The organism is Paenibacillus illinoisensis NBRC 15959, assembly GCF_004000925.1.
Lineage (GTDB): Bacteria > Bacillota > Bacilli > Paenibacillales > Paenibacillaceae > Paenibacillus > Paenibacillus illinoisensis.
Map to the genome: position 1 here is coordinate 279,901 of NZ_BIME01000004.1, position 22,856 is coordinate 302,756.

Genomic DNA, 22,856 nt, shown 5'->3' on the forward strand with positions numbered 1-22,856 from the left:
TTCTGGGTTATAATGGAACTTAAAGGCGGAACATAGCTGCTGGAAAGGGGAATGTATATGATGGATTTTAGCAAACCACCGCATGCCTCAGAGACAGAAACACACAGCCAGCGTCATCAGGAGCGTGAAAAACAGCTTATATCGGGTGGAGGTAAAGGCATTTGGTGGGAAATCAGCAACTGGCTGATTCTTGGAGGAATTCTGGTTGTCCTATTCTTACTGTTCAAGTATGTTTTCTGAATAAATAGAGGATCAGATGAAGAGTCCATTGCTGGGCTCTTTTTGCTGTTAGAAAAAGTACATATCATTAGAAATGACAAATGACAAAAATCAATATTTGTCATTTGTCATAAACTGTGATAATCTAACTTTACGACGGAGGTGACAAATGGGTGGTTATTCTTAACCATCTTAAGGATATGACCAAAGACAAAATTTCTGAATTTCTAACCAAAGAGCAGATCATTACAGCCACGCAGGAAACCATCCGGCGTTTTGGTGCTGCCAAAACCTCCGTTACAGATGTAGCCAAATTGCTTGGAGTCAGCCATGGAACCATTTATAGGCATTATGCCAGCAAGAAGGAGTTGCTTGAAGGTGTAACGGCACAGTGGTTGGAAGATGAGATTATCGCTCCACTCGCGAAGGTCGTAAGCGTACAGACTGAAGCTGGAGAAGGAATACAACATCTCAAAAAATATATCAAAACCTTAAATCACCTTAAACGGCACTATGCAGAATCAGACACAGAGTTATTTGATATGTATGCCAAGGTTACACAGGGATCGGCAGAACTCATTTACAGACATGTGGAGCAGTTAACACAGCATCTCGCCGAGATTATACAGCAGGACCAGCAGCTTCGTTTCCCGAAACCGAACAAGGTTGCTGCAGGAATTTTACACGCAACAGCGCGCTTTCATCATCCGGCACATGCGTATGAATGGCATCGTGAGACCTTTGATGAGGAATTCGAGCAGGTTTGGTTGCTGATTGAGCAAGGTGTATTTCATCTGAATTCAGGGAGGAAGTAATCTCATGACAAATTTATCAGGTAAAGTTGCCATCGTCACTGGTTCATCACGCGGAATTGGACGGGCTATAGCACTGCAGCTCGCTGATCTTGGCGCAGATGTCGTCATCAACTATGCGAGCAGTCCAGACAAGGCAGAAGAAGTGGCAGAACTAGCTCGGCAAAAGGGTGTCCGGGCGATCACGATCCACGCAGATCTGGCACAAAAGAATCATGTGGAGCACTTATTTGCCGAAACGGTGAAGCAGCTGGGCAAAGTGGATATTCTGATCAACAACGCAGGAGTGATGAAAACAACACCTTTGGCGGACGTTACCGAGGAGGAGTTTAACCAGCAATTTGCAATTAATGTGAAGGGAACGTTTTTTGCCTGTCAGCAAGCCCTGAAAATCATGGAGAGCGCTGGACGAATCGTGAACTTTTCCACCTCCGTAATTGGCCAGATGTTTCCCGGATATAGCGTGTACGCAGGCACCAAGGGTGCAGTGGAGCAATTTACCCGTCAGCTCGCGAAGGAATTCGGCTCCAAACAGATTACGATTAATGCAGTGGCACCTGGTCCGGTGAATACGGAACTGTTTGCCGCTGGCAAGACAGAACAGCAGCTGGAAGGGCTGCGCAAGATGAATGCATTTGGTCGCTTGGGCGAACCGGAGGACATTGCAAGTGTCATCTCTTTTCTTGTCAGCCCTGAATCGCAGTGGGTCACCGGACAGACACTGCGTGTAAACGGTGGCTTTATCTAACGATTTCGCAAGAATAGTCGTTCGGCATTGACACCAAACCGGGCGAATCCCCATATGATGCACTACATTAGTAAGCACTTGCGGAAATGGGGAATCCGGGATGGCAAAGGCCAAAGGTAAAAAAGCACCAGCGTTGAAGAGTGACAAACTCCGTGTGTCCATGAAATTGGTCACTTCAGATGTGTGCGAGCGATGCAAGACACCCTGTACACGAGGCATGGAATACGCTGCACGCATGCGGACGGCAGGAGCCGTAGGGAAAGGCGTTCCTTGCATCCTGACTCGGCACACGACTTCCTAGTATCTTTTCAGGCTGAAGTTTCCCAGAAATAATTCGTATAAGCTCGTATTTACAATAACCATACTACAGAGGCGTTCTCGAAGGAGAAGGGCCTCTTTTTGATTGTTCCAAGGGATGGGAAATTTTCTGGATAAAAAATGAAAAATGATGAAAAACAGCGCAACTTTGTTGTTGAACCTGCAGTATAAATGTACAACAGCTTGCAGCAGGGGAGGGAATATTGACGGAATGAAATGGAAAAGAATATTGCTGTGTGTCACGGTATTCTCCTTGCTCGGCGGGTCTTTATTGTTTGCGGATTCCGTAAACGAAAAGGTTCGGGTGCTCATCAATGGCAAGGAAGCAGCTGACGGAGGTTACCTGATCGATGGAACGACCTATGTACCTGTGAGAGAAGCAGGCGGGATCGCCAAATGGGATAACAGCAACAAGCGAGTAACGGTGATTAAGCCGAATGTACATATTTTTCTGTTCAAGGGAGACACCGTATTTGGCAACGTGAACGTTGGCAAATTGAAATTCAATGTGTTTTCCCAAGTGGACAGCTTAACAACGGATGTAGCCGCAGTGAAGGTGACAATTACCAATCCGAGTGGCCAGGTGAAGGATATTCAATCCCAGGAGCTCAAAACCCAGAAAGATAATTTCTGGTTCCGGACTTACGATTTTACGTATGATTTCAGTCGTGCTGGCAAATACCAGGTTGGTTTTCATATTAAAGAAAATGCAAACAGCAACTACGTTCTGGTGGCAGAGAAAATCATTACCGCACTGAACGAATGAGGCGAAAAATAACGTTGCTGAGTAAATTGACCTAGCCTTGCGAACATGTTACGATATGCAAGGTTACACAATTTCTATTTACAAAGCGAGGTATATCAATGAGCGATCACACACATGAACACGGCGATGCCTGCGGCTGCGGTCACGACCATGACCACGACCACGAGCATGAAGAAGTTCTTCTGACTCTGACAGACGAGAACGGAAATGACGTGGAGATGGTTTTGGTGGAGACGTTTGACGTGGAAAACCATGTTTATGCGCTCCTGCTGGAACGTAACAATCCTGAAGCTGACGGCATCATTCTGCGTATGGAAGAAGAAGACGAGGAAATGGTGCTCTACAATATTGAAGACGAAGCCGAGTGGAACCGCGTTGAAGCGGCATACAACGAGCTCGTCGCAGGACAAGAGTAATTTTTCTTACGCAATAGAACAACAGGCTCCTTGATCTCAAGGGGTCTTTTGTTTGTTTTCACGCTCTAAAAAGCAACAAAAAAGGGCCAAGCCGGAGCTTGGTCCTTCGATATCATTACCCATGGGGTAGGATCATTAGAGTAATCCCTTAGAAAATCGCATCTGCTTCCACAATGACTTTGACATTGGTGACACTGCGGTCTTCGGGGCCTTTTACAGGCAATCCAACCTCTACATGGTCGATAATGTAATCAATATTTTCTTGCGTAATAACCTCACCCGGCAGCAGAATCGGAATTCCAGGCGGGTATACGTAGATGAATTCAGAGATAATACGTCCTGCAGATTCTTTAAAAGGAATGACCTCCGTATCCCCGTAGAATGCATCACGCGGCGTGAGCATCAATTGTGGAACGTCAGGAACCTTAACCACAAGTTCATGTGCAGGGTTAACCTGATAATACGTACGGGACAAATCTTGAAGTGCGTTCAGCAAGATGTCCACCGATTCATCCGTATCGCCAGGAGTGATCAGGCACAGAATATTATACATATCACTGAGCTCGACCTCAATATTGTAATGTTCACGCAGCCAGTTCTCGGTCTCATAGCCTGTGATGCCAAGATGACGGACATGAATGGTTACTTTGGTTGGGTCATAGTTAAAGGTTGCCTCCGTACCGAGCAGCTCTTTGCCGAAGCAGTACAAACCGTCAATATCGTTAATGGTACGTCTTGCGAATTGGGCCAGATCAATGGCCTTTTGCGCCATTTCGTGACCGTGCAGCGCCAGATTGCGTCTTGACGTATCAAGTGAAGCAAGCAAGATATACGAAGTGGACGTAGAAGTCAGCATACTGAGAATGGTCTGTACACGCTGCGGATTCACGAATCCGTTTTTGGTGTTCAGATTCAGCACGGAACTCTGTGTCATGGAACCGCCAAGTTTGTGCACACTTGTTGCAGCCATATCCGCTCCGGCAGCCATTGCAGACAACGGCAGTTCCTCATGGAAATGAATGAGTACGCCATGTGCTTCATCCACAAGTACAGGCACTTGGTAGCTATGTGCGAGTTCAACAATCTCTTTTAGGTCTGTACATACACCGAAGTACGTTGGATTAATGACCAGCAATGCCTTGGCGTCCGGATGACGCTCAAGCGCACGTCGTACAGCACCTGTAGTCACGCCGTGATCGATACCGAGGTTGGCATCCTGTGCGGGAGATACGAATACAGGCTTCGCTCCTGAGAAAATAATGGCAGACATGACCGATTTATGAACGTTGCGGGGCACAATAATTTTGTCACCCGGTTCGCATACCGACAGAATCATAGTCATGATTGCACTGCTTGTGCCTTGCACACTAAAATAGGTATGATCGGCTCCGAATGCATCGGCTGCCAGAATCTGCGCTTCCTCAATTACACCGGTTGGCTGATGAAGATCATCCAGCGGAGCGATGTTGATCAAATCTATGGAGAGGGCATTATCGCCGATAAATTCACGAAATTCGGTATCCGTTCCCAATCCTTTTTTATGTCCCGGGATATGAAATTGCACCGGATTGAGTGCCGCGTGGTTCTTTAAAGCGGTAAACAGCGGCGTACGGCGGTGATCCATCAGTGCTGTCACAACCTTTCATGATAAAATGTCAAACAAAGATGAGTATAGCAAATTAGGAACCGAATGCAAGCGGTAGGCTTGACAAATTTTCAAATTGCTAAGATTTGGGCGTATCCCTGACGGTTACAGTATGGATAGGTGATGGGCCGGTGAACACCGAAAGGGGAATAAGAAATGCAGACAGACATCAAACCAGTCAAAATTTTGCGATCACCATTTTTCATCGCGATGTGGTTAACGCTTTTCTTGGTTGAAGTGATTAAAGGAGCACTGCTGGTGGCCGTCCTGCCAGTGTATATGGATAATATTTTGGGATTGTCCGCAGGGGTGATTGGTGTAGCCTTTGCCCTTCAATACCTGGGTGACAATCTGTTCAGGGCACCATCGGGCTGGGCAGCAGAACGCATCGGTTTTCGTGCAACGATGGTGACGGCCCTGATCTGTACATTGATTGCGGTACTCATGATCTTATTTTTCAAAAGTGCATTTGGACTGGCTCTGGCCTGTCTAATTCTTGGTGTGGGGACATCACCACTCTGGCCCTGTGCCATGACGGGGGTGACCGCCCTGTCAGGACCTCAAAACAAAAACGGAACAGCCATGGGGGCGCTGGAAATGGCCGCTCTGGGTGGAACGGGACTTGGACCGATCGGTATGAACTGGCTGCTTGAGCGTACCGACCACGATTATCGTACCGTATTTCTTGTCCTTCTTGGCTGTGCTGTCCTTGTTATTTTGGTCGCCATGATTCTACCAGGACGGGTGGTGGTGGAAGAACAACAGCATACAGTAGGGGGAACGACCGGAAAAGCGGTCAAATACCCGCCGAAGCCTCATCTGCTTACACCTTTAATCAGGCTCAAAAACAGTGTACAGGGGACCCTGCAGCGGGTGCGCAGCACGCTTAATGTCAATCCGCTGGTATACCCTGCCCTGTTTATGCAGTCCTTTGTTATAGGCCTCCTCAGTCCGGTTATTACGTTGTACACCCGAACTGACCTTCATATTTCACCAAACCTGTATAGTCTGCTGTTAATCGCAGGCGGCGGAATAACAGTGATTGCCCTGCTTCCAGTGGGTAAAATGGTAGATCGATTCGGGACATCTATATTTCTGCATATGGGCTTTTTACTCGCCTCTGCAAGTCTGTTTGCCTTTGCGTCCATTACATCCATTCCGATTGTTTTCGGCATCGTTATGATGGTAGGGGTTAGTTATGCCATGATTTTACCTGCCTGGAACACCTTCGTGGCTACTCTTATACCTAAGGGGGAGCGAGGAGCCATTTGGGGATTTTTCCTCACCCTTCAGGGATCCGGCATGGTTGTGGGTCCCATCGTTTCGGGGTTGTTATGGGACCACATCAGCCACCCGGCTCCATTTATCGGAAGTGCTGTTGTTATGGCGGGGCTTGCGGTTGTGCATTTTGTGTTATCGCGAAGACCGTATCGAACAGCACCTGCCAAATGAACATAAAAAGGAGTTCCTATACCGGGTTGAATCCGGTGTTGGAACTCCTTTTGCTATATGCAAGCCACAACATTCAGAACATGGTTACTGTTTATAAATGTTCGGCTCGAACCCGGTAACTTGAAATACATAAAAATCGTTGGCGTTAAAACCCGAGAAATTCATCTGTATTCCTCCATTTCGCGTCCAGTATATCATGAAATTCGGGGGCTTGCCCCTGTGCATTTGCGGAAACATCGATTCCACTGTAGGATTCGATGAAAAATAGTCAAATAACCAAGTACCCTTACATAAAATGAAGTATAAAATAGGGTAAGCCGATACGGAAGAAGCAATGAAAAAAGCACTGGAAGAAGAGGACCGGTAACACATCCGGTACAAATGGAGGGGAGTGCCGTGAATAAGAGTTATGAAGTTGAATATTGCAATCTGGAGCTGCGGTTCAACCGTCGGCATATCCAAAATTTGATCAAAGACCTTATTCGTGAAGGGTATTCACTATATTGGAGCGAGGATGAATCCTTTTTTATTCTGTCTGTCCGCACCGGGCGCAAGCTGGTGAAGCTCCGTTTTCAACAGACACGCAGCGGGAACTACAAGATGACAGGCGACTACATCATTAAGGACGCCAAGCTGGCAGAATGGCTTGAGAAGCTGATAGGGGATACACGCGGGCATGCTGTCGTTAAACGTTTCAAGGATCAGCAGATGACGGTGGAGAACATTTTGTTTGGTGAGGTTATACGTCTCGTGGAAGTTTCCGGATTCAAACAGCGTGTCATTTTTCAAAAGGAACCCGCGCCGACGGCGGAGGAGATGGAAGAGATGTTTCTATCGCGAGAAGGGGAGGAGCGTCTCATGCTCCTGCGGATGGAAATTGATGATGAACTGGAGCGTCTGTACGCTGCCATTCAGATGGACAATACAGAGAAAGCAGACATCTGCCGAGAGACATTAAAGCGTCTGTCCGGGCACATGCTGATGCTCGAAGGTTGAGCCCGAAGACCGTATTTATGAAAATACGATGAACACCTCAGATATTTGGGGTGTTTTCTCGTTGCGCAGCAGGGGTGCGGGGTTCACTTCCATGCGTAAAACCGTTAAAATGGGGATATTGTTGAGAGTCAATTTCAATAAAATTAATTGGAGCAAAGGATGGAGGACCCAGATGGCAAAACAACAGATCGGTGTCATTGGACTTGCAGTAATGGGCAAAAATTTGGCCCTTAACATTGAAAGCAGAGGCTTCACGGTGTCGGTATTTAACCGTTCCCCGGAGAAAACCAATGATCTTCTGAAAGAAGCTGAAGGCAAAAACCTCACAGGCACGTTCTCCATTGAAGAGTTCGTGGCATCCCTGGAATCCCCGCGCAAAATTTTGATCATGGTACAAGCCGGTAAAGCGACGGATGCAACCATTGAACAATTACTGCCTCACCTGGATGAGGGCGACATCATTATTGATGGAGGGAACGCCTACTTCCCTGATACCCAGCGCCGCAGCAAAGAGCTGGAGGAAAAAGGCATTCGCTTCATTGGTACCGGTGTATCCGGCGGTGAAGAAGGCGCATTGAAAGGTCCTTCCATTATGCCGGGCGGACAGGAAAGTGCGTACAAGCTGGTAGAACCGATTCTGACAGCCATCTCCGCCAAGGTTGGTGACGATCCTTGTTGTACATATATCGGACCGGATGGTGCCGGACACTACGTTAAAATGGTACACAACGGTATTGAATACGGAGATATGCAGCTGATTGGTGAAGCATACCACCTGCTCAAATCCGTTCTGAATGTTTCCGTTGAGGAGCTGCACGAAATCTTCACAGAGTGGAATCAAGGCGAACTGGACAGCTATCTGATCGAGATTACGGCAGATATCTTCTCCAAATACGATCCGGAAACCGGCAAACCCATGGTTGACGTTATTCTGGATGCGGCCGGACAAAAAGGAACAGGCAAATGGACAAGCCAAAGCGCACTGGATCTGGGCGTACCCTTGTCCATGATTACGGAATCCGTATTCTCCCGTTTCCTGTCCGCGATGAAGGACGAGCGTGTTGCTGCGAGCAAAATCCTGAACGGACCGAAAGCTGAAGCGTTCTCCGGCGATAAAAAAGCGTTCATTGAAAGTGTACGCAAAGCATTGTTCGCAAGTAAAATCGTGTCCTACGCACAAGGCTTTGCCCAAATGCGTGCGGCTTCCGACGAGTATGGCTGGGATCTGAAGTACGGTAACATCGCCATGATCTTCCGCGGCGGCTGCATTATTCGTTCGCAGTTCCTGCAAAATATCAAAGAAGCATATGACAAAGATGCAGCACTCAAAAACCTGCTTCTGGATCCATACTTCCAAAACATCGTTGAATCCTACCAGGATGCGTGGCGTGAAGTTGTAGCAGCTGCTGTACAGCAAGGTATTCCGGTACCTGGCTTCTCCAGCGCGCTTTCCTACTACGACAGCTATCGTACAGAGCGTTTGCCTGCAAACCTGCTGCAAGCGCAACGTGACTACTTCGGCGCTCACACGTTCAAACGTGTGGATAAAGAGGGAAGCTTCCATCACAACTGGATGGAATAATATATATTTGTTCATTCGAAGCTTCAACAGCTTTAATATGAGGTTGGGGTGCTCTCCCTGTTCGTTTGGGACACCCTTTCTTGAAGAATGGCCTGGAGTTCCGGTATGCCGGATGCTTCCGGGTCATTTTTCATGATACGTCTGTTTTCCAACAGACCTATTGTGGCCTTCCCCCGTTAGCAGGGCTGTGTTATGATAGGACAAAAGCGCTCATGAAATGCTTGAGATAAAGGAGTGTACACCCTTGAGCAAGTCTAACAATATTATTCTCATAGGCATGATGGGAACCGGCAAATCAACGGTAGCTGACCTGCTCGCTCGTGAGCTGGGTTACAAGCTGATCGATGTGGACACCGCGGTGGAGAAAGAGGAAGGCTGTACGATTCCGGAATTGTTCACAAGCAAAGGTGAGTCGTATTTCCGTGATGCCGAGAGCCGCATGTTATGTTCGGTCCTGGAAAAGAAGTCGCAGGTGATCGCAACCGGAGGCGGTGTGGTACTGCGTTCTGACAATTGTGATGTAATGTCGAAGAACGGTTGGATTGTTGCGCTGACTGCGGATCCCGCAGCAATTGTACAGCGCGTAAGCGGCGATGATAAACGTCCTCTTCTGGCAGGCAATGCAGAGGAGCGCATTCATACCATTATGAAGGAACGGAAGGACGCATATAAATTTGCACATTACACAGTGGATACAACCGAGTTATCCGCAGCTGAAGTGTCTCGTCTTATTTTAGCGCATTACCGCGTCTAAGCTTGTGTTCGATGCATTTTGATGTCTATTATGACCTCAAGTATTGGGGGAGTTACAACTGTGAAGCAGATGATAAGGGGCAATGATTTGGTGGGAATATAACAAAACGGGCCAGATGGCCCGTTTAAAACTGACTGTAGCGGAGCGGAATCCAAAAGCTACAGGGTGAATTGGCTTGTTGCAATTCCTGATAACGCTGTGTTGGGTTCCTGCTCCAGATCACTTAGTCTTCCTGCTGCCATTGCAGCATGCCGCCAACCATGTTGGTGCAGCCTGCATAACCAAGCTGCTGCAAGTACTCGGCGGCACGCTCGCTGCGGTAACCACTGCGGCAGATCAGAATGATCTCGCCGGACTTTTCGATTTCGGACAATCTGTCCGGAATTTGTCCCAGCGGGATATGCTTGGCTCCTTCAATCATGCCTTGCGCGACTTCCTCGTCCTCACGAACGTCTATCATCTGAAGCTTCTCTCCTGCCTGCAGGCGGCGACGCAGCTCGGATGTTTCTATTTCAGCTATTTGAGTCATCATTCAGGTCCTCTTTTCTGTATGGACTTAACGCCTATAATGATACCCAAGCTATGTGGGGGATGTCAATTTGGCGAATCGACTTCGTTTTATTTGTAACAAATATATAAAGCAGATTAATCTGATCAATGAAGGAGAATTTCATCCATGGACGTAATTGTTAAACCAACCCCTACACTGAATGGGGAAATTGGAGCCCTTTCCTCCAAAAACTACACTACCCGCTATCTGCTCGCAGCAGCATTGGCAGAAGGTACAAGTACAATTCATTATCCGGCCCACAGCGAAGACAGTGATGCGATGCGCAGATGTATCCGTGATCTTGGAGCCGTACTAGAAGAAGATGACAGCAAGATCGTCATTCAAGGCTTCGGCAGTCATCCTCGTGATGTGCGCGAGTTAAATGTAGGCAACGCAGGTGCAGTGCTTCGCTTCCTGATGGGCGTAACCGCGCTCTGTCCTGAAGTTACCTTTGTGAATACCTATCCGGACTCACTCGGTAAACGTCCGCATGACGACCTGATTGATGCTCTTGGCCAGCTTGGTGTTGAAGTGCAGCATGAACAAGGACGACTGCCGATCACGATCAAAGGTGGTAATGCCAAGGGCGGGCATATCCGTGTGTCCGGATCAGTAAGTTCCCAGTATCTGAGCGCATTGCTTTTTGTTACTCCGCTTCTTGCAGAAGACAGCACTATTGAAGTTTTAAACGACCTCAAGTCCAAAGTGGTAATCGGTCAAACACTTGAAGTGCTTGAACAGGCAGGAATCGTTATTCATGCGAGCGATGATTACATGTCTTTCCGCGTACCTGGTGGTCAGGCTTATCAACCGCAGACGTATACCGTTCAAGGAGATTATCCTGGTTCGGCTGCAGTTCTGGCTGCAGCAGCGGTTACTCAATCGGATGTGAAGATTCTGCGCCTGATGGAACAGAGCAAACAGGGAGAGCGTGCAATTGTTGACGTTCTGCGCATGATGGAAGTGCCGCTCACGCATGAGAATGATGTGGTACATGTACAAGGTAACGGAACATTGAAAGCCGTAGAATTTGACGGAGATGCAGCGACGGACGCTGTTTTGGCGATGGTAGCCGCGGCTGTATTTGCGGAAGGGACATCACGGTTTTATAATGTAGAGAACCTGCGCTACAAGGAATGTGACCGAATTACGGATTACCTGAACGAGCTGCGCAAGGCAGGGGCAAACGTGGAAGAGCGTCAGGCCGAGATTATCGTTCACGGACGTCCGGAGGGTGTCGAAGGCGGCGTAGAGATCAATGCTCACTTCGATCATCGCGTTATCATGGCATTGACCGTGGTTGGCCTTCGTTCCAAGGAGCCGCTTCGTATTCGGGATGCACACCACGTAGCCAAGTCCTATCCTCAATATTTTGATCATTTGCAGGCGCTTGGCGCCTCAGTTCAATGGGTAAAAGAGTAAAATAACACGTTTAAGAGGTTGTTCAAAAAGTCCGCTTTTGATTACGAAGGATGCCTAGCGGCATCATCAGCATCGAATATGGAATTCAGCCGAAATGTCCGTTGCTCACGTAGTTTTCCCTACGCTCCGCTACTCCATTTCTAGCTTCATCCCATCTTCTCGGTACTGAAAACTGGTCTTTTTGAACACGCACTTTAAGCAGAAAAGGATGGTGCTTGAACATGGAATTTAACAACCCAACTCGCGAAGAAATTGGGCAACTTTTACGCAAGGCAGGCAACATCGCAGTCGTCGGCTTATCGGACAAATCGGATCGGACATCCTACATGGTTGCAGAAGCCATGCAGAGCAGAGGATATCGGATCATTCCGGTTAATCCACAAGCACAGGGAGAGATCCTTGGTGAGAAAGTATATGCAACCCTCGCGGATATTCCCGAGCCCGTGGATATTGTGAATGTGTTCCGTCGCAGCGAATATACACCGGAAGTAGCTCGTGAAGCCGCAGCCATCAAAGCAAACGTCTTGTGGCTCCAGCTTGGCATTCACAATGATGAGGCTGTACAGATTGCGGCTGAGAACGGAATGACAGCCGTAACGAATCGCTGCATCAAGGTGGAGGACTCCATCGTTCTGCGCGGTGCCGGACGCGGTTAAGCGAATATGGAATAGACCGGATCCCGTTAACTTCAAGTTAACGGGATTTTTCTGTGTTTAGAGCTGCGAATGCTCCTTGCTTTAAACTGCTTTCTTGCCTTTAGATCGTAGCTGTGGTGGTCATTGGGTCGCAAGTCATAAGAGTTTACGGCAAATTTCCAGCAGCTTACCGTTTTGCTTTGACAAAACGTTTCGTAAAGCTTACCATCTAGGATAGAAAGGAGAGGTCGCCATGAATTGGCTCGGATCCTTGCAGCAGCTCGGACGAGCGGTAATGCTGCCTACAATGGTCCTGCCCGCAGCCGCAATTTTGCTGAGTGTTGGCAGTTTGCCCTGGGACGCCTGGGGATTGAAAGTTGTTGGTGAAGTGTCTACCGTGGCCGGACACGGTATTTTTTATTTTTTGCCGTATTTGTTTGCTGTCGGTGTAGCATTGGGACTCTCCAACCAGGCCGGACAAGCGGGACTTGCCGCTTTGGCCGGTATCGTTATATATGATCAGGTGACTCGCCATTTCGGGGATGGAACCATACAGCCAGCTTCTTTAGTTGGAATTATTCTCGGCGCTCTGGCCGGGGTGACACATAATCGGTTCAAAAGTATCAAGCTGCCTGAGATATTGCAATTTTTTGGCGGGTCCAGGTTTGTATTGCTGATCGTTGGGCTGTGCTCGGCGCTGTTTTCCTGTTTCATGCTGTGGCTCGCCCCCATATTACAGCATGGACTGAATGCGATCGCCGCTTGGGAATACAGTCTCGGCGGTTTTGGGTTGTTCATTTACGGAGTCCTATACAGAGTATTGGTGGCTTTTGGGCTGCACCACTTGCTTAACAATGTGTTCTGGTTTCAGCTGGGGACCTATGAAACGCCAGACGGTAACATTGTGCAGGGGGATCTGCCACGATTTTTTGCAGGGGATCCAACCGCGGGTTACTTTATGGCAGGCTTGTTTCCCATCATGATGTTTGCCATACCTGCCATTGCCTTTGCGATTATTCAGGAGGCAAGGGAAGATCTGAAACCGAAGATCAAAAAGACATTTCTCACTTCTGCGCTGGTTTGTTTTCTGACAGGTGTATCCGAGCAGATTGAATTTGCCTTTTTGTTTGCAGCACCTTATCTGTTTATCGTACATGCCGTTATGTCGGGACTTGCGATGTGGATTGGTTATTGGCTTGATATCAGGCACGGCTTCTCTTATTCCGCCGGCATTATCGATTACATACTCAACTTCCATCTATCAGAGAATGCTTGGAAACTCATACCGATTGGCATACTATATGGACTGGTTTATTACTTCCTGTTCCGCTGGGCCATTCGTACGTTCAAGATTCCAACGCCAGGACGGGAAGAAGGCTCCATGCTGGAGGATTGGGTGGGGAATATTCCTTACCAAGCACCATTGATCCTGGAAGCATTGGGCGGTAAGGAAAACATCGTACAGGTAGAGGCATGTATTACACGGCTTCGTCTGACGGTGCACAACGACCGTCTCATCGATACGGGAGCTATGAAGAGTATGGGGTCTGCGGGGCTGATCAAGCTCGGTGGTGGTAACGTCCAGGTCGTGTTTGGCACGTATTCCGAATTGATTCGTGAAGAGATTGCCAAGCTCCTTGAGCGGGATTTGCCGCAAGTCCTGTTCTGTGCACCGGTTCAAGGCAAAATGCTGCCGATCGAAGAGGTGCCTGATCAGATCTTTGCAGCGAAGCTGGTTGGGGATGGGGTGGCTTTTGTTCCGGAAAAGGGAGAGCTGGTGTCACCAGTCTACGGAACGATTATGCACCTGTATCCGACGATGCATGCTTTGGGCATATCCACTCGGGAAGGACTTGAGGTCCTGCTTCATATCGGTATCGATACCTCGCAGCTGAAGGGGCATTTTGAAGCCTTTGTTCAGGAAGGAGATACCGTCGAGCCCGGGCAGCTGTTGATCAAGTTTGATCTGGCTGTATTGCGGGCAGAGGCAGCGTCACTGACTACACCGATGGTGATCACGAATCCGGATCGTGTTAAATCATGGAGCTTTGCTCCATTTAAGCAAGTCAAGAAAGGTCAGGCATCCGTCATGTCCGTGGTGCTCTATGACAGGAACGTTGGAGGGGTAGAATGAAGATACAAGGCATCAATGGAGCTGCAGGCGTAGCCATCGGCAAAGCATTTGTCCTGCCCAGTTGGGAATGGGATCTGCCGGACCAGAAGATGGACTCGGTGGATCTCGCCCAGGAGTTCGAACGGCTGTACGAGGGAATACGGACATCGAAGGATGAGATCGAATTTATCAAGAATGAGTTCAAGGAAGTTGTCGGTCCGGAGGAGTCCAGCATCTTTGATGCACATCTGGCCATTCTGGAAGATCCGGTATTCATGAACGAGATTCGCGGCATTATTGAACGGCAGTACAAAGCGGCAGAAGTGGCGGTAAAAGAAGCCATTGACCACTTTGTTACCATGTTCGATTTGCTGGATGATGAATATATGAAGGAACGGGCGATCGACATCAAGGATGTCGGCAACCGATTGTTGAAGCATCTGCTGGGAGCCCCGGAGATTACGCTCCCTTCGGATACTCAACCTTATATACTTGTAGCCAAGGAACTGTCTCCATCACAGCTGGCCCATCTGAATCCCAGTCACGTATTGGGCATTGTGACCCTGATTGGTGGCAAGACGTCGCATTCGGCAATTATGGCCCGTGCGCTTGGCATCCCCCTCGTTTCCGGTTTGGAAGCGAGTGTTGGCATGCCAGTGGACACCGGGGATATGTTAGTGGTGGATGGTGATAACGGCTTGGTATTCACAGAACCGGATCGCAAGACAATTGAACGGTACACCATGATTCGCAGCAAACAGCTGAAGAAAAAGGAACAGCTCCAGGTGCTCGCTACAGTGGATGCGATCACGAAGGACGGTGCAATGCTGCATCTGGCATCGAACATCAGCTCCGTGAAGGAGCTGGATCTGGCTCTCAAGCACGGGGCAAAAGGTGTAGGCCTGTTCCGCACGGAATTTTTGTACATGGACCGTGCGACCTTCCCAGGCGAGCAGGAACAGTATGAGGTGTATCGTTTGGTAGCGGAGAAGACGGCAGGTCAATCCGTGGTCATCCGAACACTGGATATTGGCGGTGACAAACAGCTCGATTATTTCGAACTGCCTGAAGAGGATAATCCATTTTTGGGTTATCGGGCCATTCGGATCAGCCTGGACCGCAAGGATCTGTTTAAGACACAGCTCACAGCGATTCTGCGGGCCAGTGCGGCAGGGAACGTCAAGATTATGTATCCCATGATCTCCTCTGTGGAAGAACTTAGACAGGCCAATGAGATTCTGCGTGAAGCGATGGCCGATCTGGATGAACGTCAAATCGCTTATGATCCTCATATTAAAGTGGGAATCATGATCGAAGTGCCTGCGGCAGTCATGATTGCTGACCTGCTGGCCGAGGAAGCGGATTTCTTCAGCATCGGGACAAACGATCTGGTACAGTACGTGCTGGCTGTAGACCGTATGAATGAACAAATTGCTCACATGTACCATCCGTATCATCCGGCAGTTCTGCGAATGCTGCGTGCAACGGTCGATGCTGCTCGCACCGCTGGAATTGAGGTTAGTGTGTGCGGAGAGATGGCAGGTGACGAACGTTCCATTCCACTTTGGCTGGAGCTGGGCATTCGTAATCTTAGCATGTCACCGCAATCTCTGCTGCGGGTGAAGCACAGGGTGCTGAATACAACAGCCGTGGACGCCAAAGAAGCGGCGCGTGACTGCTTTGCACTGAGAACCAGTGCAGACATTGAGCAGCGTTTGCAGAAATATAATGATTCAACAGGAAATCCTGATGAACAAAGCGGGTCCAATGCTTCTTGAATCCATTGTGCATGGTAAAATACCTTTAAATTAATATATTCATTTTTATACCATTTAAGTTAATATGATACAAAAAAGAGCCCTCGCCATGAGCGAAGGGCTTTTTTGTATTCCTGATTTACTTTTCAGCAAGTGTATCACAGAATGCTTTGCCATAGGGAGGAAGATCAGGCGGACGACGAGCCGAAATGATATGTCCATCGACAACAACGGCTTCATCCTTCCAGATTGCTCCAGCATTTTCCATGTCATCCCGAATACCAGGTGTGGAAGTTACGGTGACCCCATCCAGAATTTTGGCGGAGATCAGCACCCAGCCAGCGTGACAGATCTGCCCAATCGGCTTGCGATCTGCATGCATGTCCTTCACCAGTTCAAGGACTTTCGGATAACGGCGGAGCTTGTCAGGTGCCCAGCCGCCTGGCACGAGAATGCCGTCATATTGTGAACTGTCCAGTTCATCGAAGCTGTATTCCGCTTCAGCGGGAACACCGTATTTTCCGATGTAGACTTTACCTTTTTTCTCTCCAGCCAGATGTACCTCGGCACCTTCTTCACGCACGCGATGTACCGGGTACCACAACTCCAGATCCTCAAATTCTTCATCGACCAGTGCGATGACTTTTTTTCCTGTTAATCTCACAACCATCTCTCCTTTTGCGGTGATTAGGATGTCGCATCTTATATTGTAACAGATTCTGTATGACACTTCATGATTGTGCATTTTCCCTGTTCAGATAACGGTTACATATATATGAAAGCTTATTTTCGACAACCTGCATTTGGGGGGAGTGGTAATTTGTACAACCTATGGTTTGCGGCAGGATTTAAGCGGAAAAAGGTCGAATGGTAACGTATACGAGTATAGAACGAATGAGGTGATGAATGTGCGCAAAACGTGCAAATGCGGACATGTAATGGAATTGGAATTGAGAACTGTAGTTTATGCGAAGAAAGTGGAGATTCGGAATGTGCCAGTTTTCGCATGCACGGATTGTGTTTCATACGAAGTATTACAGCCGGTCAAGCCGGATTTGAAAGAATGTATCAGCAAGCTGGGTGAACAACCCGTGAAACAGGATCTATCCTTTGGCAAGCAAAATGAACTTGCAGATCTCTTCCACGAACAACTGCAGGCCTGGCCAGATGCAAGTGATCGCGAGATGGAACATCACATGCAGCAAGCTGTGAACGAACGAATTAATCTGCTGCTTGATATTATGGGATATGCTCAGAAGTCGGGCGACGAAGAATGGATGGAAACCACGGAGCGCAGGTTGAGCCAATTGTCCGGTTTTGTATGGCAGGCACATTTCTCGAATGTTGTCTAATTTTGACGTGCAAAATGCTTGTTTTCATGAAAATTGGCTTTTTCATGCGCTTTTTGTTAAGATATCCTAGAGTGAAAACGCTCAACATAGCGGTATTCCTGAAAAAGGGGGATGTATATCAAATGGCTGACATGACTAAAATGACAAGTATTGAACAGCTAAACTCCGCAGTGGAGGCTACTGAAGACCAACCCTTGCTTCTGTTTAAGCACAGCACACGCTGCCCGATCAGCGCGAATGCTTATCAGGAGATGAACAATTATTTGCAAAATAATCCTAATGAAAATGTAAACTATGGCATCATTTACGTCGTAGAAGATCGGCCTGTGTCTAATGAAGCAGCCGACAAGCTGGGAGTTAAGCACGAATCTCCGCAGGCGATTCTGGTCAAAAAAGGAATCCCTGTATGGCATACTTCCCATTCGGATATTACTTCGTCCACACTCACGAATGCTCTAAGTGAGTCCTAAAGCCTATTTTAATTGATTAATGCAAAAATTTGTCGTAATATAAATCTTAATGAAAATGGTATGAAAATTTACTGGTAATGGAGAGAAGTACTGTGACGGTAACCATTTATGATGTGGCACGTGAAGCTGGTGTGTCCATGGCAACGGTATCGCGGGTGGTAAATAACAACCCGAATGTTAAGCCACAAACGCGCAAAAAAGTATATGAAGCCATCGAGCGGTTGGGATATCGTCCGAATGCGGTAGCCAGAGGTTTGGCGAGCAAGAAGACAACCACGGTCGGGGTCGTTATTCCGGACATTTCAAACTCGACTTTCGCAGAGATTGCCCGCGGGATCGAGGATATTGCGAATATGTATCACTACAACATTATTTTGTGTAATGCGGACAAGAAAAAGGAAAAAGAAATCCGTGTCATCAACACGCTGCTGGAGAAACAGGTAGATGGCCTGCTCTTCATGGGTGGAACAGTAACGGATGAACATATTCAGGCGTTTCAGTCTGCGGCTGTACCAATCGTGCTCTGTGCAACGAGTGACGAGAAGGGAACATATCCTTCCGTGGATATCGACCACGAAGCTGCAGCTTTTGATGCGGTGAACACATTGATTCGTCATGGGCATAAGGAAATTGCGATGATCAGTGGTACACTGCAGGATCCTGCGAACGGGTATGCCCGTTTCCAAGGGTACAAAAAAGCACTTGAAGCGGCGGGAATGGAATATCAGGAGGATCTGGTACGGATCGGTAACTATCGTTACGAGTCCGGTGTGGAAGCAATGAAATATTTCCTCGGACTGAAGAAGAGACCAACCGCCATCTTTGCTGCAACGGACGAAATGGCCATTGGTGCCATTCACTCCATTCAGGATGAAGGCTTGAAGGTACCAGACGACTTCTCCATCATTAGTGTGGATAACATTCGTATGGCTTCCATGGTTCGTCCTCAATTGACAACGGTGGCACAGCCGATGTATGACCTTGGCGCAGTAGCGATGCGTTTGCTCACCAAGTTGATGAAGAAGGAAAATGTGGAGAACCCACGGGTTATTTTGCCGCATGAAACGATTCTTCGTCTGTCAGTAAGCCACGCTGGCTAAGCCAAAGTAATTCGAAAAGGGAGAAGGAATTCTCTCTACATAATGGATATACGGAAGCTCCGGAGACGGAGCTTTTGTGCTTCATGAGGATGGATCAGGCGAACCGGACAGGTCCGGAAGTGAATAGGGGGTAGCAAGATTGAAGGAAACGATTGGGATCATTGGAGCTATGGATGAAGAAGTAGAACTTCTGCTGGCTGGCATGAAGCAGCTGGAGACGGTGAAGCAAACCGGCATTACGTATGTGGCGGGTGAATGGCTGGGCAAGCAGATCGTGGTGTGTAAATCGGGTGTCGGCAAAGTGAACGCGGCGGTGACCACGCAAATTTTGATCGATCGTTTCCAAGTGGACCGGATTATATTTACGGGTGTTGCGGGCGCAGTCAACCCGGAACTGAACATTGGAGATATCGTAATCTCTTCCGTATGCGTTCAGCACGACATGGACGTGACTCCGCTCGGCTTCGAACGGGGAGTGATCCCGTATCAGGAAACCTCCGCATTCCCCGCGGAACCTGCTCTGATTGCATTAGCAGAGGAAGCGTGTAAGGCACAGGGAGCCAAGTATCTGATTGGTAAGGTATTGTCTGGAGATCAGTTTATTGCGAGCAAGGAGACCGTGAACATGCTGTATACCGAAATGGATGGAGCATGTGCGGAGATGGAGGGAGCTGCCGTCGCTCAGGTTAGCTTCATGAATCGGGTTCCTTTTGTTGTGCTGCGCGGTATGTCCGATAAAGCGGACGGGTCGGCTCATGTGAACTTTGCTGAATTTACCGTGCAATCTTCTCAGCGTTCTCATCGGATTGTCGAGCACATGCTTGAAAATATGTAATGTGGAGTCTCTTTCAGAAGCTGCCATATAGAAGTATGAGTCTATAAACGAAAACCGCCTTTCGTGGGCAGTTCCAGTTTGTCATCTGGAGCTGCCTAGAGAGGCGGTTTTTTTCAGATACACGTATATCTCAATAAATGTATTAATACATGAAGCGATGACGAAACCGTACACGGTCGAATTGTTCCTCGGAGGACATGGGTACTTCACTGCCGATGCGCACCATGAGACAGTTGGCCGGATGAGAGCAAATCTCGGGATCGTCCGTGGCGTACCACGTCATGTCCACAGTCTGCATCAGTCGCTCCATCATTTTGCGATAATCCCAGACGGAAAGGCCGCTGCCCTTCAGATCCCAATGCCAGTAATATTCCGTGGTGAAAACAATATATCTTTCCATCTGTCCATTTTCAAATGCGGTGAGCAGCATCTCGCGTCCGACTCCGAGTGAACGGTATTCGTCAGCCACTTCGATAGCTCCGAGCTCAATGAGATCCATCATGTTCCCTTCAGACCAGCGTTCACAATCATCCGCATAGTGAAATGTAACATATCCGATAATCGTCTCATTTTCACGTGCAATGATGATTCTTCCTTCAGGCAATGCCGCAATCTCGGCCAGCGCTTCCTGCTGCTCAGAAGGACGACGAAAGGCATCCAGATCGGGATGAAACGCAAGTTTGGTGATTGCCTCGGGAGGCACAGGGCCTTCTACCGTGACTCGGTGGCCGGACTTGAAGATGGAACGCATATGATACGCCTTGATATGCTCCATGGTTCATGCTCCTCTCTCCCCCTACTTATAGCAAAAAATCAAAAAATTGAAAACCCATAGACGATGATTGTGTAGATTTGCTATAATTGCGTAGACAAAAAACGTTCACAATTCAAGCAGATTTGAGTTCATTGGTTTGGCCAGACAGGTACATGATGAGAATTTCTCTCTATTAATGTAAGCGCTAACTGGAAGTTCAGTCAACACAAAGGCAATGAGAAGTAACCTATTATGGGAAATCGAAATGTCGAGTTGAAGGAGGCTGGCAAGCATGAGTCAAGCACATGGTGAGATGCTGCAAACGGTTGTGTCTGAATCTAATCTGGGCGATTACACAGAGGCCCGAAGCCGGTTTGATTGGGAATCGGTGGAGAGGCACTTTACGTGGCACGCCAGCGGAAAAGTCAACATGGCGCATGAAGCGATTGATCGTCATGTACTGGAAGGAAGAGGCGGGAGAACGGCGCTGTTATACAGTGATGCCTCGCGTGAAGAAGCGTATACTTTTGCGGATTTGAGCGAGCAATCAAACCGTTTTGGGAATGTCCTGCGCAAATATGGCATTGTCCGGGGAGACCGGGTGTTTATTTTTATGCCTAGAAGTCCTGAGTTGTATTTCAGCCTGCTTGGTGTGTTAAAAGCAGGAGCCATAGCCGGACCGCTGTTTGAGGCGTTTATGGAGACGGCAGTCAAAGACCGGCTGGAAGACAGCGGGGCCGTAGCTCTCGTCACGACGCCAGAACTGCTGGGACGCATTAAACGTGCGGAACTGCCGGAACTGAAGCATATCTTTGTTGTGGGTGGAGGTACCCAGACCGAAGAGGGTCTAATCGACTTTGACGCAGAGATGTCTGCAGCCTCGGATGATATGGAAGTGGAGTGGCTGAATCGTGAGGATGGGTTGCTTATTCACTATACATCGGGCTCTACGGGCAAGCCTAAGGGGGTCTATCACGTCCAAAATGCCATGATTCAGCATTACTATACAGGCAAGGTAGTTCTTGATTTACGGGAAAATGACGTGTACTGGTGTACGGCTGACCCTGGATGGGTAACAGGTACCTCTTACGGAATTTTTGCTCCGTGGCTGAATGGAGTGACCAATGTTATTCGTGGTGGCCGGTTCAGCCCGCAAGATTGGTACAGCACCATTGAGAAAAATAAAGTCAGCGTCTGGTACAGTGCCCCGACTGCGTTCCGTATGCTGATGGGTGCAGGGGACGAGACTATTGCACAACATGATCTCAGCAGCTTGCGACATGTAATGTCGGTTGGAGAACCGCTCAATCCCGAAGTGGTGCGTTGGGGATGGAAAGCCTATGGTCAGCGAATTCATGATACCTGGTGGATGACAGAGACCGGAGCACAGCTGATTTGTAACTATCCGGAGATGCCGATTAAGCCTGGTTCAATGGGGCGGCCGCTGCCAGGAATTGAAGCAGCCATTATCGATGACCGAGGACAGGAACTCCCTCCATACAGCATGGGGAACCTCGCTATACGTACACCTTGGCCATCCATGATGGCGAAGATTTGGAACAACCCGGCCAAATACGATGAATATTTCAGGCTGTCTGGCTGGTATGTATCCGGGGATTCGGCGTATATGGACGAAGAAGGGTATTTCTGGTTCCAGGGCCGGATCGATGATGTAATCAATTCTTCCGGAGAACGTATTGGTCCATTTGAAGTGGAGAGCAAGCTCGTAGAGCATCCTGCCGTAGCAGAGGCCGGAGTTATTGGTAAGCCGGATGTGACGCGCGGGGAGATTATCAAGGCGTTTGTAGCGCTGCGTGAGGGCTATGAAGCGACTCCTGAGTTGAAGGAAGAGATCTATCGATTTGTAAAAGAGGGCTTGTCTGCTCATGCAGCTCCGCGAGAGATCGAGTTTAAGGATAAACTGCCGAAGACTCGTTCCGGTAAAATCATGCGACGTGTGCTGAAGGCTTGGGAGCTCGATTTGCCGACAGGTGATCTGTCCACTATTGAAGATTAATAACCGTCGAAGTTAATTACTGAATACGCGGTGCCTGTATTTTTAAGAACTAGCCTGATTTGCGTAAGATGCAGATCAGGCTTTTTATTATATGAAGAAAAGCCCCCATCCTCTAATGAGAGGGTGGGGGCTTAAAAAAACGT

Annotated in this window: 23 protein-coding genes; 19 read left to right on the forward strand and 4 right to left on the reverse strand. The window is 48.3% G+C overall.

What is annotated here, in order from left to right; genetic code table 11:
• The first annotated feature begins 60 nt into the window (after positions 1 to 60).
• The 6 genes from PIL01S_RS12680 to PIL01S_RS12705 all read left to right on the forward strand — a co-directional run bounded on the left by PIL01S_RS12680 (position 61) and on the right by PIL01S_RS12705 (position 3,279).
• The gene (locus PIL01S_RS12680; RefSeq protein WP_127537835.1) at positions 61 to 240 is read left to right on the forward strand and encodes a hypothetical protein; all 180 of its coding nucleotides are present in this window, start codon (positions 61 to 63) and stop codon (positions 238 to 240) included.
• Between the two features lie 179 nt (positions 241 to 419).
• A complete protein-coding gene (locus tag PIL01S_RS12685; RefSeq protein WP_127537985.1) occupies positions 420 to 1,034 on the forward strand; it encodes a TetR/AcrR family transcriptional regulator in 615 nt (204 codons plus the stop codon).
• A 4-nt stretch (positions 1,035 to 1,038) separates the two neighbouring features.
• Positions 1,039 to 1,779: an SDR family oxidoreductase gene (locus tag PIL01S_RS12690; RefSeq protein WP_127537836.1), complete on the forward strand. Its 741-nt coding sequence runs from the start codon at positions 1,039 to 1,041 to the stop codon at positions 1,777 to 1,779.
• 100 nt (positions 1,780 to 1,879) lie between these two features.
• Positions 1,880 to 2,080, forward strand: coding sequence for a hypothetical protein (locus PIL01S_RS12695; protein ID WP_095359404.1), 201 nt, complete (start codon positions 1,880 to 1,882; stop codon positions 2,078 to 2,080).
• Positions 2,081 to 2,308: 228 nt separating this feature from the next.
• Positions 2,309 to 2,863 (forward strand): copper amine oxidase, encoded by a 555-nt coding sequence (locus PIL01S_RS12700; protein WP_095359403.1) that lies wholly within the window; start codon positions 2,309 to 2,311, stop codon positions 2,861 to 2,863.
• A 98-nt stretch (positions 2,864 to 2,961) separates the two neighbouring features.
• Entirely contained in the window at positions 2,962 to 3,279 is a 318-nt protein-coding gene (locus PIL01S_RS12705) for a DUF1292 domain-containing protein (RefSeq protein WP_095290091.1), read from the forward strand.
• A gap of 148 nt (positions 3,280 to 3,427) precedes the next feature.
• On the opposite strand, the gene PIL01S_RS12710 is transcribed toward PIL01S_RS12705, so the two are convergent.
• A complete protein-coding gene (locus PIL01S_RS12710; RefSeq protein WP_095290184.1) occupies positions 3,428 to 4,903 on the reverse strand; it encodes an aminotransferase class I/II-fold pyridoxal phosphate-dependent enzyme in 1,476 nt (491 codons plus the stop codon).
• Positions 4,904 to 5,080: 177 nt separating this feature from the next.
• Between PIL01S_RS12710 and PIL01S_RS12715 the strand changes: the two genes are divergently transcribed.
• The 4 genes from PIL01S_RS12715 (at position 5,081) to PIL01S_RS12730 (ending at position 9,708) form a co-directional block, all read left to right on the forward strand.
• The gene (locus PIL01S_RS12715; RefSeq protein WP_127537837.1) at positions 5,081 to 6,376 is read left to right on the forward strand and encodes an MFS transporter; all 1,296 of its coding nucleotides are present in this window, start codon (positions 5,081 to 5,083) and stop codon (positions 6,374 to 6,376) included.
• A 396-nt stretch (positions 6,377 to 6,772) separates the two neighbouring features.
• Complete coding sequence (locus PIL01S_RS12720) at positions 6,773 to 7,372, forward strand: hypothetical protein (RefSeq protein ID WP_127537838.1); 600 nt, start codon at positions 6,773 to 6,775, stop codon at positions 7,370 to 7,372.
• A 172-nt stretch (positions 7,373 to 7,544) separates the two neighbouring features.
• Positions 7,545 to 8,954 carry an NADP-dependent phosphogluconate dehydrogenase gene (gndA, locus tag PIL01S_RS12725; RefSeq protein WP_127537839.1) on the forward strand — a complete coding sequence of 470 codons (1,410 nt, stop codon included), beginning with the start codon at positions 7,545 to 7,547 and terminating at the stop codon, positions 8,952 to 8,954.
• A gap of 244 nt (positions 8,955 to 9,198) precedes the next feature.
• Entirely contained in the window at positions 9,199 to 9,708 is a 510-nt protein-coding gene (locus PIL01S_RS12730) for a shikimate kinase (RefSeq protein WP_246058220.1), read from the forward strand.
• Between the two features lie 223 nt (positions 9,709 to 9,931).
• Here the strand turns inward: PIL01S_RS12730 and PIL01S_RS12735 are convergent, their stop codons facing one another.
• Positions 9,932 to 10,237 (reverse strand): rhodanese-like domain-containing protein, encoded by a 306-nt coding sequence (locus PIL01S_RS12735; RefSeq protein ID WP_095290189.1) that lies wholly within the window; start codon positions 10,235 to 10,237, stop codon positions 9,932 to 9,934.
• Positions 10,238 to 10,384: 147 nt separating this feature from the next.
• On the opposite strand from PIL01S_RS12735, the gene aroA reads away from it, so the two are divergent.
• The 4 genes from aroA (at position 10,385) to ptsP (ending at position 16,206) form a co-directional block, all read left to right on the forward strand.
• On the forward strand, positions 10,385 to 11,680 hold the full coding sequence (aroA, locus tag PIL01S_RS12740; RefSeq protein WP_127537840.1) for a 3-phosphoshikimate 1-carboxyvinyltransferase: 1,296 nt from the start codon (positions 10,385 to 10,387) through the stop codon (positions 11,678 to 11,680).
• A gap of 221 nt (positions 11,681 to 11,901) precedes the next feature.
• The gene (locus PIL01S_RS12745; RefSeq protein WP_095290193.1) at positions 11,902 to 12,336 is read left to right on the forward strand and encodes a CoA-binding protein; all 435 of its coding nucleotides are present in this window, start codon (positions 11,902 to 11,904) and stop codon (positions 12,334 to 12,336) included.
• 232 nt (positions 12,337 to 12,568) lie between these two features.
• Positions 12,569 to 14,449, forward strand: a complete 1,881-nt coding sequence (locus PIL01S_RS12750; protein ID WP_095359384.1) for a glucose PTS transporter subunit IIA — start codon at positions 12,569 to 12,571, stop codon at positions 14,447 to 14,449.
• Complete coding sequence (gene ptsP, locus PIL01S_RS12755) at positions 14,446 to 16,206, forward strand: phosphoenolpyruvate--protein phosphotransferase (RefSeq protein ID WP_127537841.1); 1,761 nt, start codon at positions 14,446 to 14,448, stop codon at positions 16,204 to 16,206. The genes PIL01S_RS12750 and ptsP overlap by 4 nt, the downstream gene beginning before the upstream one ends.
• A gap of 118 nt (positions 16,207 to 16,324) precedes the next feature.
• On the opposite strand, the gene PIL01S_RS12760 is transcribed toward ptsP, so the two are convergent.
• On the reverse strand, positions 16,325 to 16,855 hold the full coding sequence (locus tag PIL01S_RS12760) for a type 1 glutamine amidotransferase domain-containing protein (RefSeq protein ID WP_127537842.1): 531 nt from the start codon (positions 16,853 to 16,855) through the stop codon (positions 16,325 to 16,327).
• Between the two features lie 268 nt (positions 16,856 to 17,123).
• Here PIL01S_RS12760 and PIL01S_RS12765 point away from each other — a divergent pair, with 268 nt between their 5' ends.
• The 4 genes from PIL01S_RS12765 (at position 17,124) to PIL01S_RS12780 (ending at position 19,942) form a co-directional block, all read left to right on the forward strand.
• Positions 17,124 to 17,537: a hypothetical protein gene (locus PIL01S_RS12765; protein ID WP_127537843.1), complete on the forward strand. Its 414-nt coding sequence runs from the start codon at positions 17,124 to 17,126 to the stop codon at positions 17,535 to 17,537.
• A gap of 122 nt (positions 17,538 to 17,659) precedes the next feature.
• Positions 17,660 to 18,007 carry a bacillithiol system redox-active protein YtxJ gene (ytxJ, locus tag PIL01S_RS12770; RefSeq protein ID WP_127537844.1) on the forward strand — a complete coding sequence of 116 codons (348 nt, stop codon included), beginning with the start codon at positions 17,660 to 17,662 and terminating at the stop codon, positions 18,005 to 18,007.
• 92 nt (positions 18,008 to 18,099) lie between these two features.
• Entirely contained in the window at positions 18,100 to 19,107 is a 1,008-nt protein-coding gene (gene ccpA / locus PIL01S_RS12775; protein WP_127537845.1) for a catabolite control protein A, read from the forward strand.
• 139 nt (positions 19,108 to 19,246) lie between these two features.
• A complete protein-coding gene (locus PIL01S_RS12780) occupies positions 19,247 to 19,942 on the forward strand; it encodes a 5'-methylthioadenosine/adenosylhomocysteine nucleosidase (RefSeq protein WP_095290206.1) in 696 nt (231 codons plus the stop codon).
• Between the two features lie 142 nt (positions 19,943 to 20,084).
• Here the strand turns inward: PIL01S_RS12780 and PIL01S_RS12785 are convergent, their stop codons facing one another.
• The gene (locus tag PIL01S_RS12785) at positions 20,085 to 20,717 is read right to left on the reverse strand and encodes a GNAT family N-acetyltransferase (protein ID WP_095359379.1); all 633 of its coding nucleotides are present in this window, start codon (positions 20,715 to 20,717) and stop codon (positions 20,085 to 20,087) included.
• A 271-nt stretch (positions 20,718 to 20,988) separates the two neighbouring features.
• On the opposite strand from PIL01S_RS12785, the gene acsA reads away from it, so the two are divergent.
• The gene (gene acsA, locus PIL01S_RS12790) at positions 20,989 to 22,713 is read left to right on the forward strand and encodes an acetate--CoA ligase (RefSeq protein ID WP_095290209.1); all 1,725 of its coding nucleotides are present in this window, start codon (positions 20,989 to 20,991) and stop codon (positions 22,711 to 22,713) included.
• Positions 22,714 to 22,856 lie beyond the last annotated feature (143 nt).

Excerpts from the sequence above, each read along its gene's own strand:
- PIL01S_RS12680 (WP_127537835.1), top strand. The coding sequence starts at position 61 with ATGGATTTTAGCAAACCACCGCATGCCTCAGAGACAGAAACACACAGC.
- PIL01S_RS12685 (WP_127537985.1), top strand. The coding sequence starts at position 420 with ATGACCAAAGACAAAATTTCTGAATTTCTAACCAAAGAGCAGATCATT.
- PIL01S_RS12690 (WP_127537836.1), top strand. The coding sequence starts at position 1,039 with ATGACAAATTTATCAGGTAAAGTTGCCATCGTCACTGGTTCATCACGC.
- PIL01S_RS12695 (WP_095359404.1), top strand. The coding sequence starts at position 1,880 with ATGGCAAAGGCCAAAGGTAAAAAAGCACCAGCGTTGAAGAGTGACAAA.
- PIL01S_RS12700 (WP_095359403.1), top strand. The coding sequence starts at position 2,309 with ATGAAATGGAAAAGAATATTGCTGTGTGTCACGGTATTCTCCTTGCTC.
- PIL01S_RS12705 (WP_095290091.1), top strand. The coding sequence starts at position 2,962 with ATGAGCGATCACACACATGAACACGGCGATGCCTGCGGCTGCGGTCAC.
- PIL01S_RS12710 (WP_095290184.1), bottom strand. The coding sequence starts at position 4,903 with ATGGATCACCGCCGTACGCCGCTGTTTACCGCTTTAAAGAACCACGCG.
- PIL01S_RS12715 (WP_127537837.1), top strand. The coding sequence starts at position 5,081 with ATGCAGACAGACATCAAACCAGTCAAAATTTTGCGATCACCATTTTTC.
- gndA (WP_127537839.1), top strand. The coding sequence starts at position 7,545 with ATGGCAAAACAACAGATCGGTGTCATTGGACTTGCAGTAATGGGCAAA.
- PIL01S_RS12735 (WP_095290189.1), bottom strand. The coding sequence starts at position 10,237 with ATGACTCAAATAGCTGAAATAGAAACATCCGAGCTGCGTCGCCGCCTG.
- aroA (WP_127537840.1), top strand. The coding sequence starts at position 10,385 with ATGGACGTAATTGTTAAACCAACCCCTACACTGAATGGGGAAATTGGA.
- PIL01S_RS12745 (WP_095290193.1), top strand. The coding sequence starts at position 11,902 with ATGGAATTTAACAACCCAACTCGCGAAGAAATTGGGCAACTTTTACGC.
- PIL01S_RS12750 (WP_095359384.1), top strand. The coding sequence starts at position 12,569 with ATGAATTGGCTCGGATCCTTGCAGCAGCTCGGACGAGCGGTAATGCTG.
- ptsP (WP_127537841.1), top strand. The coding sequence starts at position 14,446 with ATGAAGATACAAGGCATCAATGGAGCTGCAGGCGTAGCCATCGGCAAA.
- PIL01S_RS12760 (WP_127537842.1), bottom strand. The coding sequence starts at position 16,855 with ATGGTTGTGAGATTAACAGGAAAAAAAGTCATCGCACTGGTCGATGAA.
- PIL01S_RS12765 (WP_127537843.1), top strand. The coding sequence starts at position 17,124 with ATGGAATTGGAATTGAGAACTGTAGTTTATGCGAAGAAAGTGGAGATT.
- ytxJ (WP_127537844.1), top strand. The coding sequence starts at position 17,660 with ATGGCTGACATGACTAAAATGACAAGTATTGAACAGCTAAACTCCGCA.
- PIL01S_RS12785 (WP_095359379.1), bottom strand. The coding sequence starts at position 20,717 with ATGGAGCATATCAAGGCGTATCATATGCGTTCCATCTTCAAGTCCGGC.
- acsA (WP_095290209.1), top strand. The coding sequence starts at position 20,989 with ATGAGTCAAGCACATGGTGAGATGCTGCAAACGGTTGTGTCTGAATCT.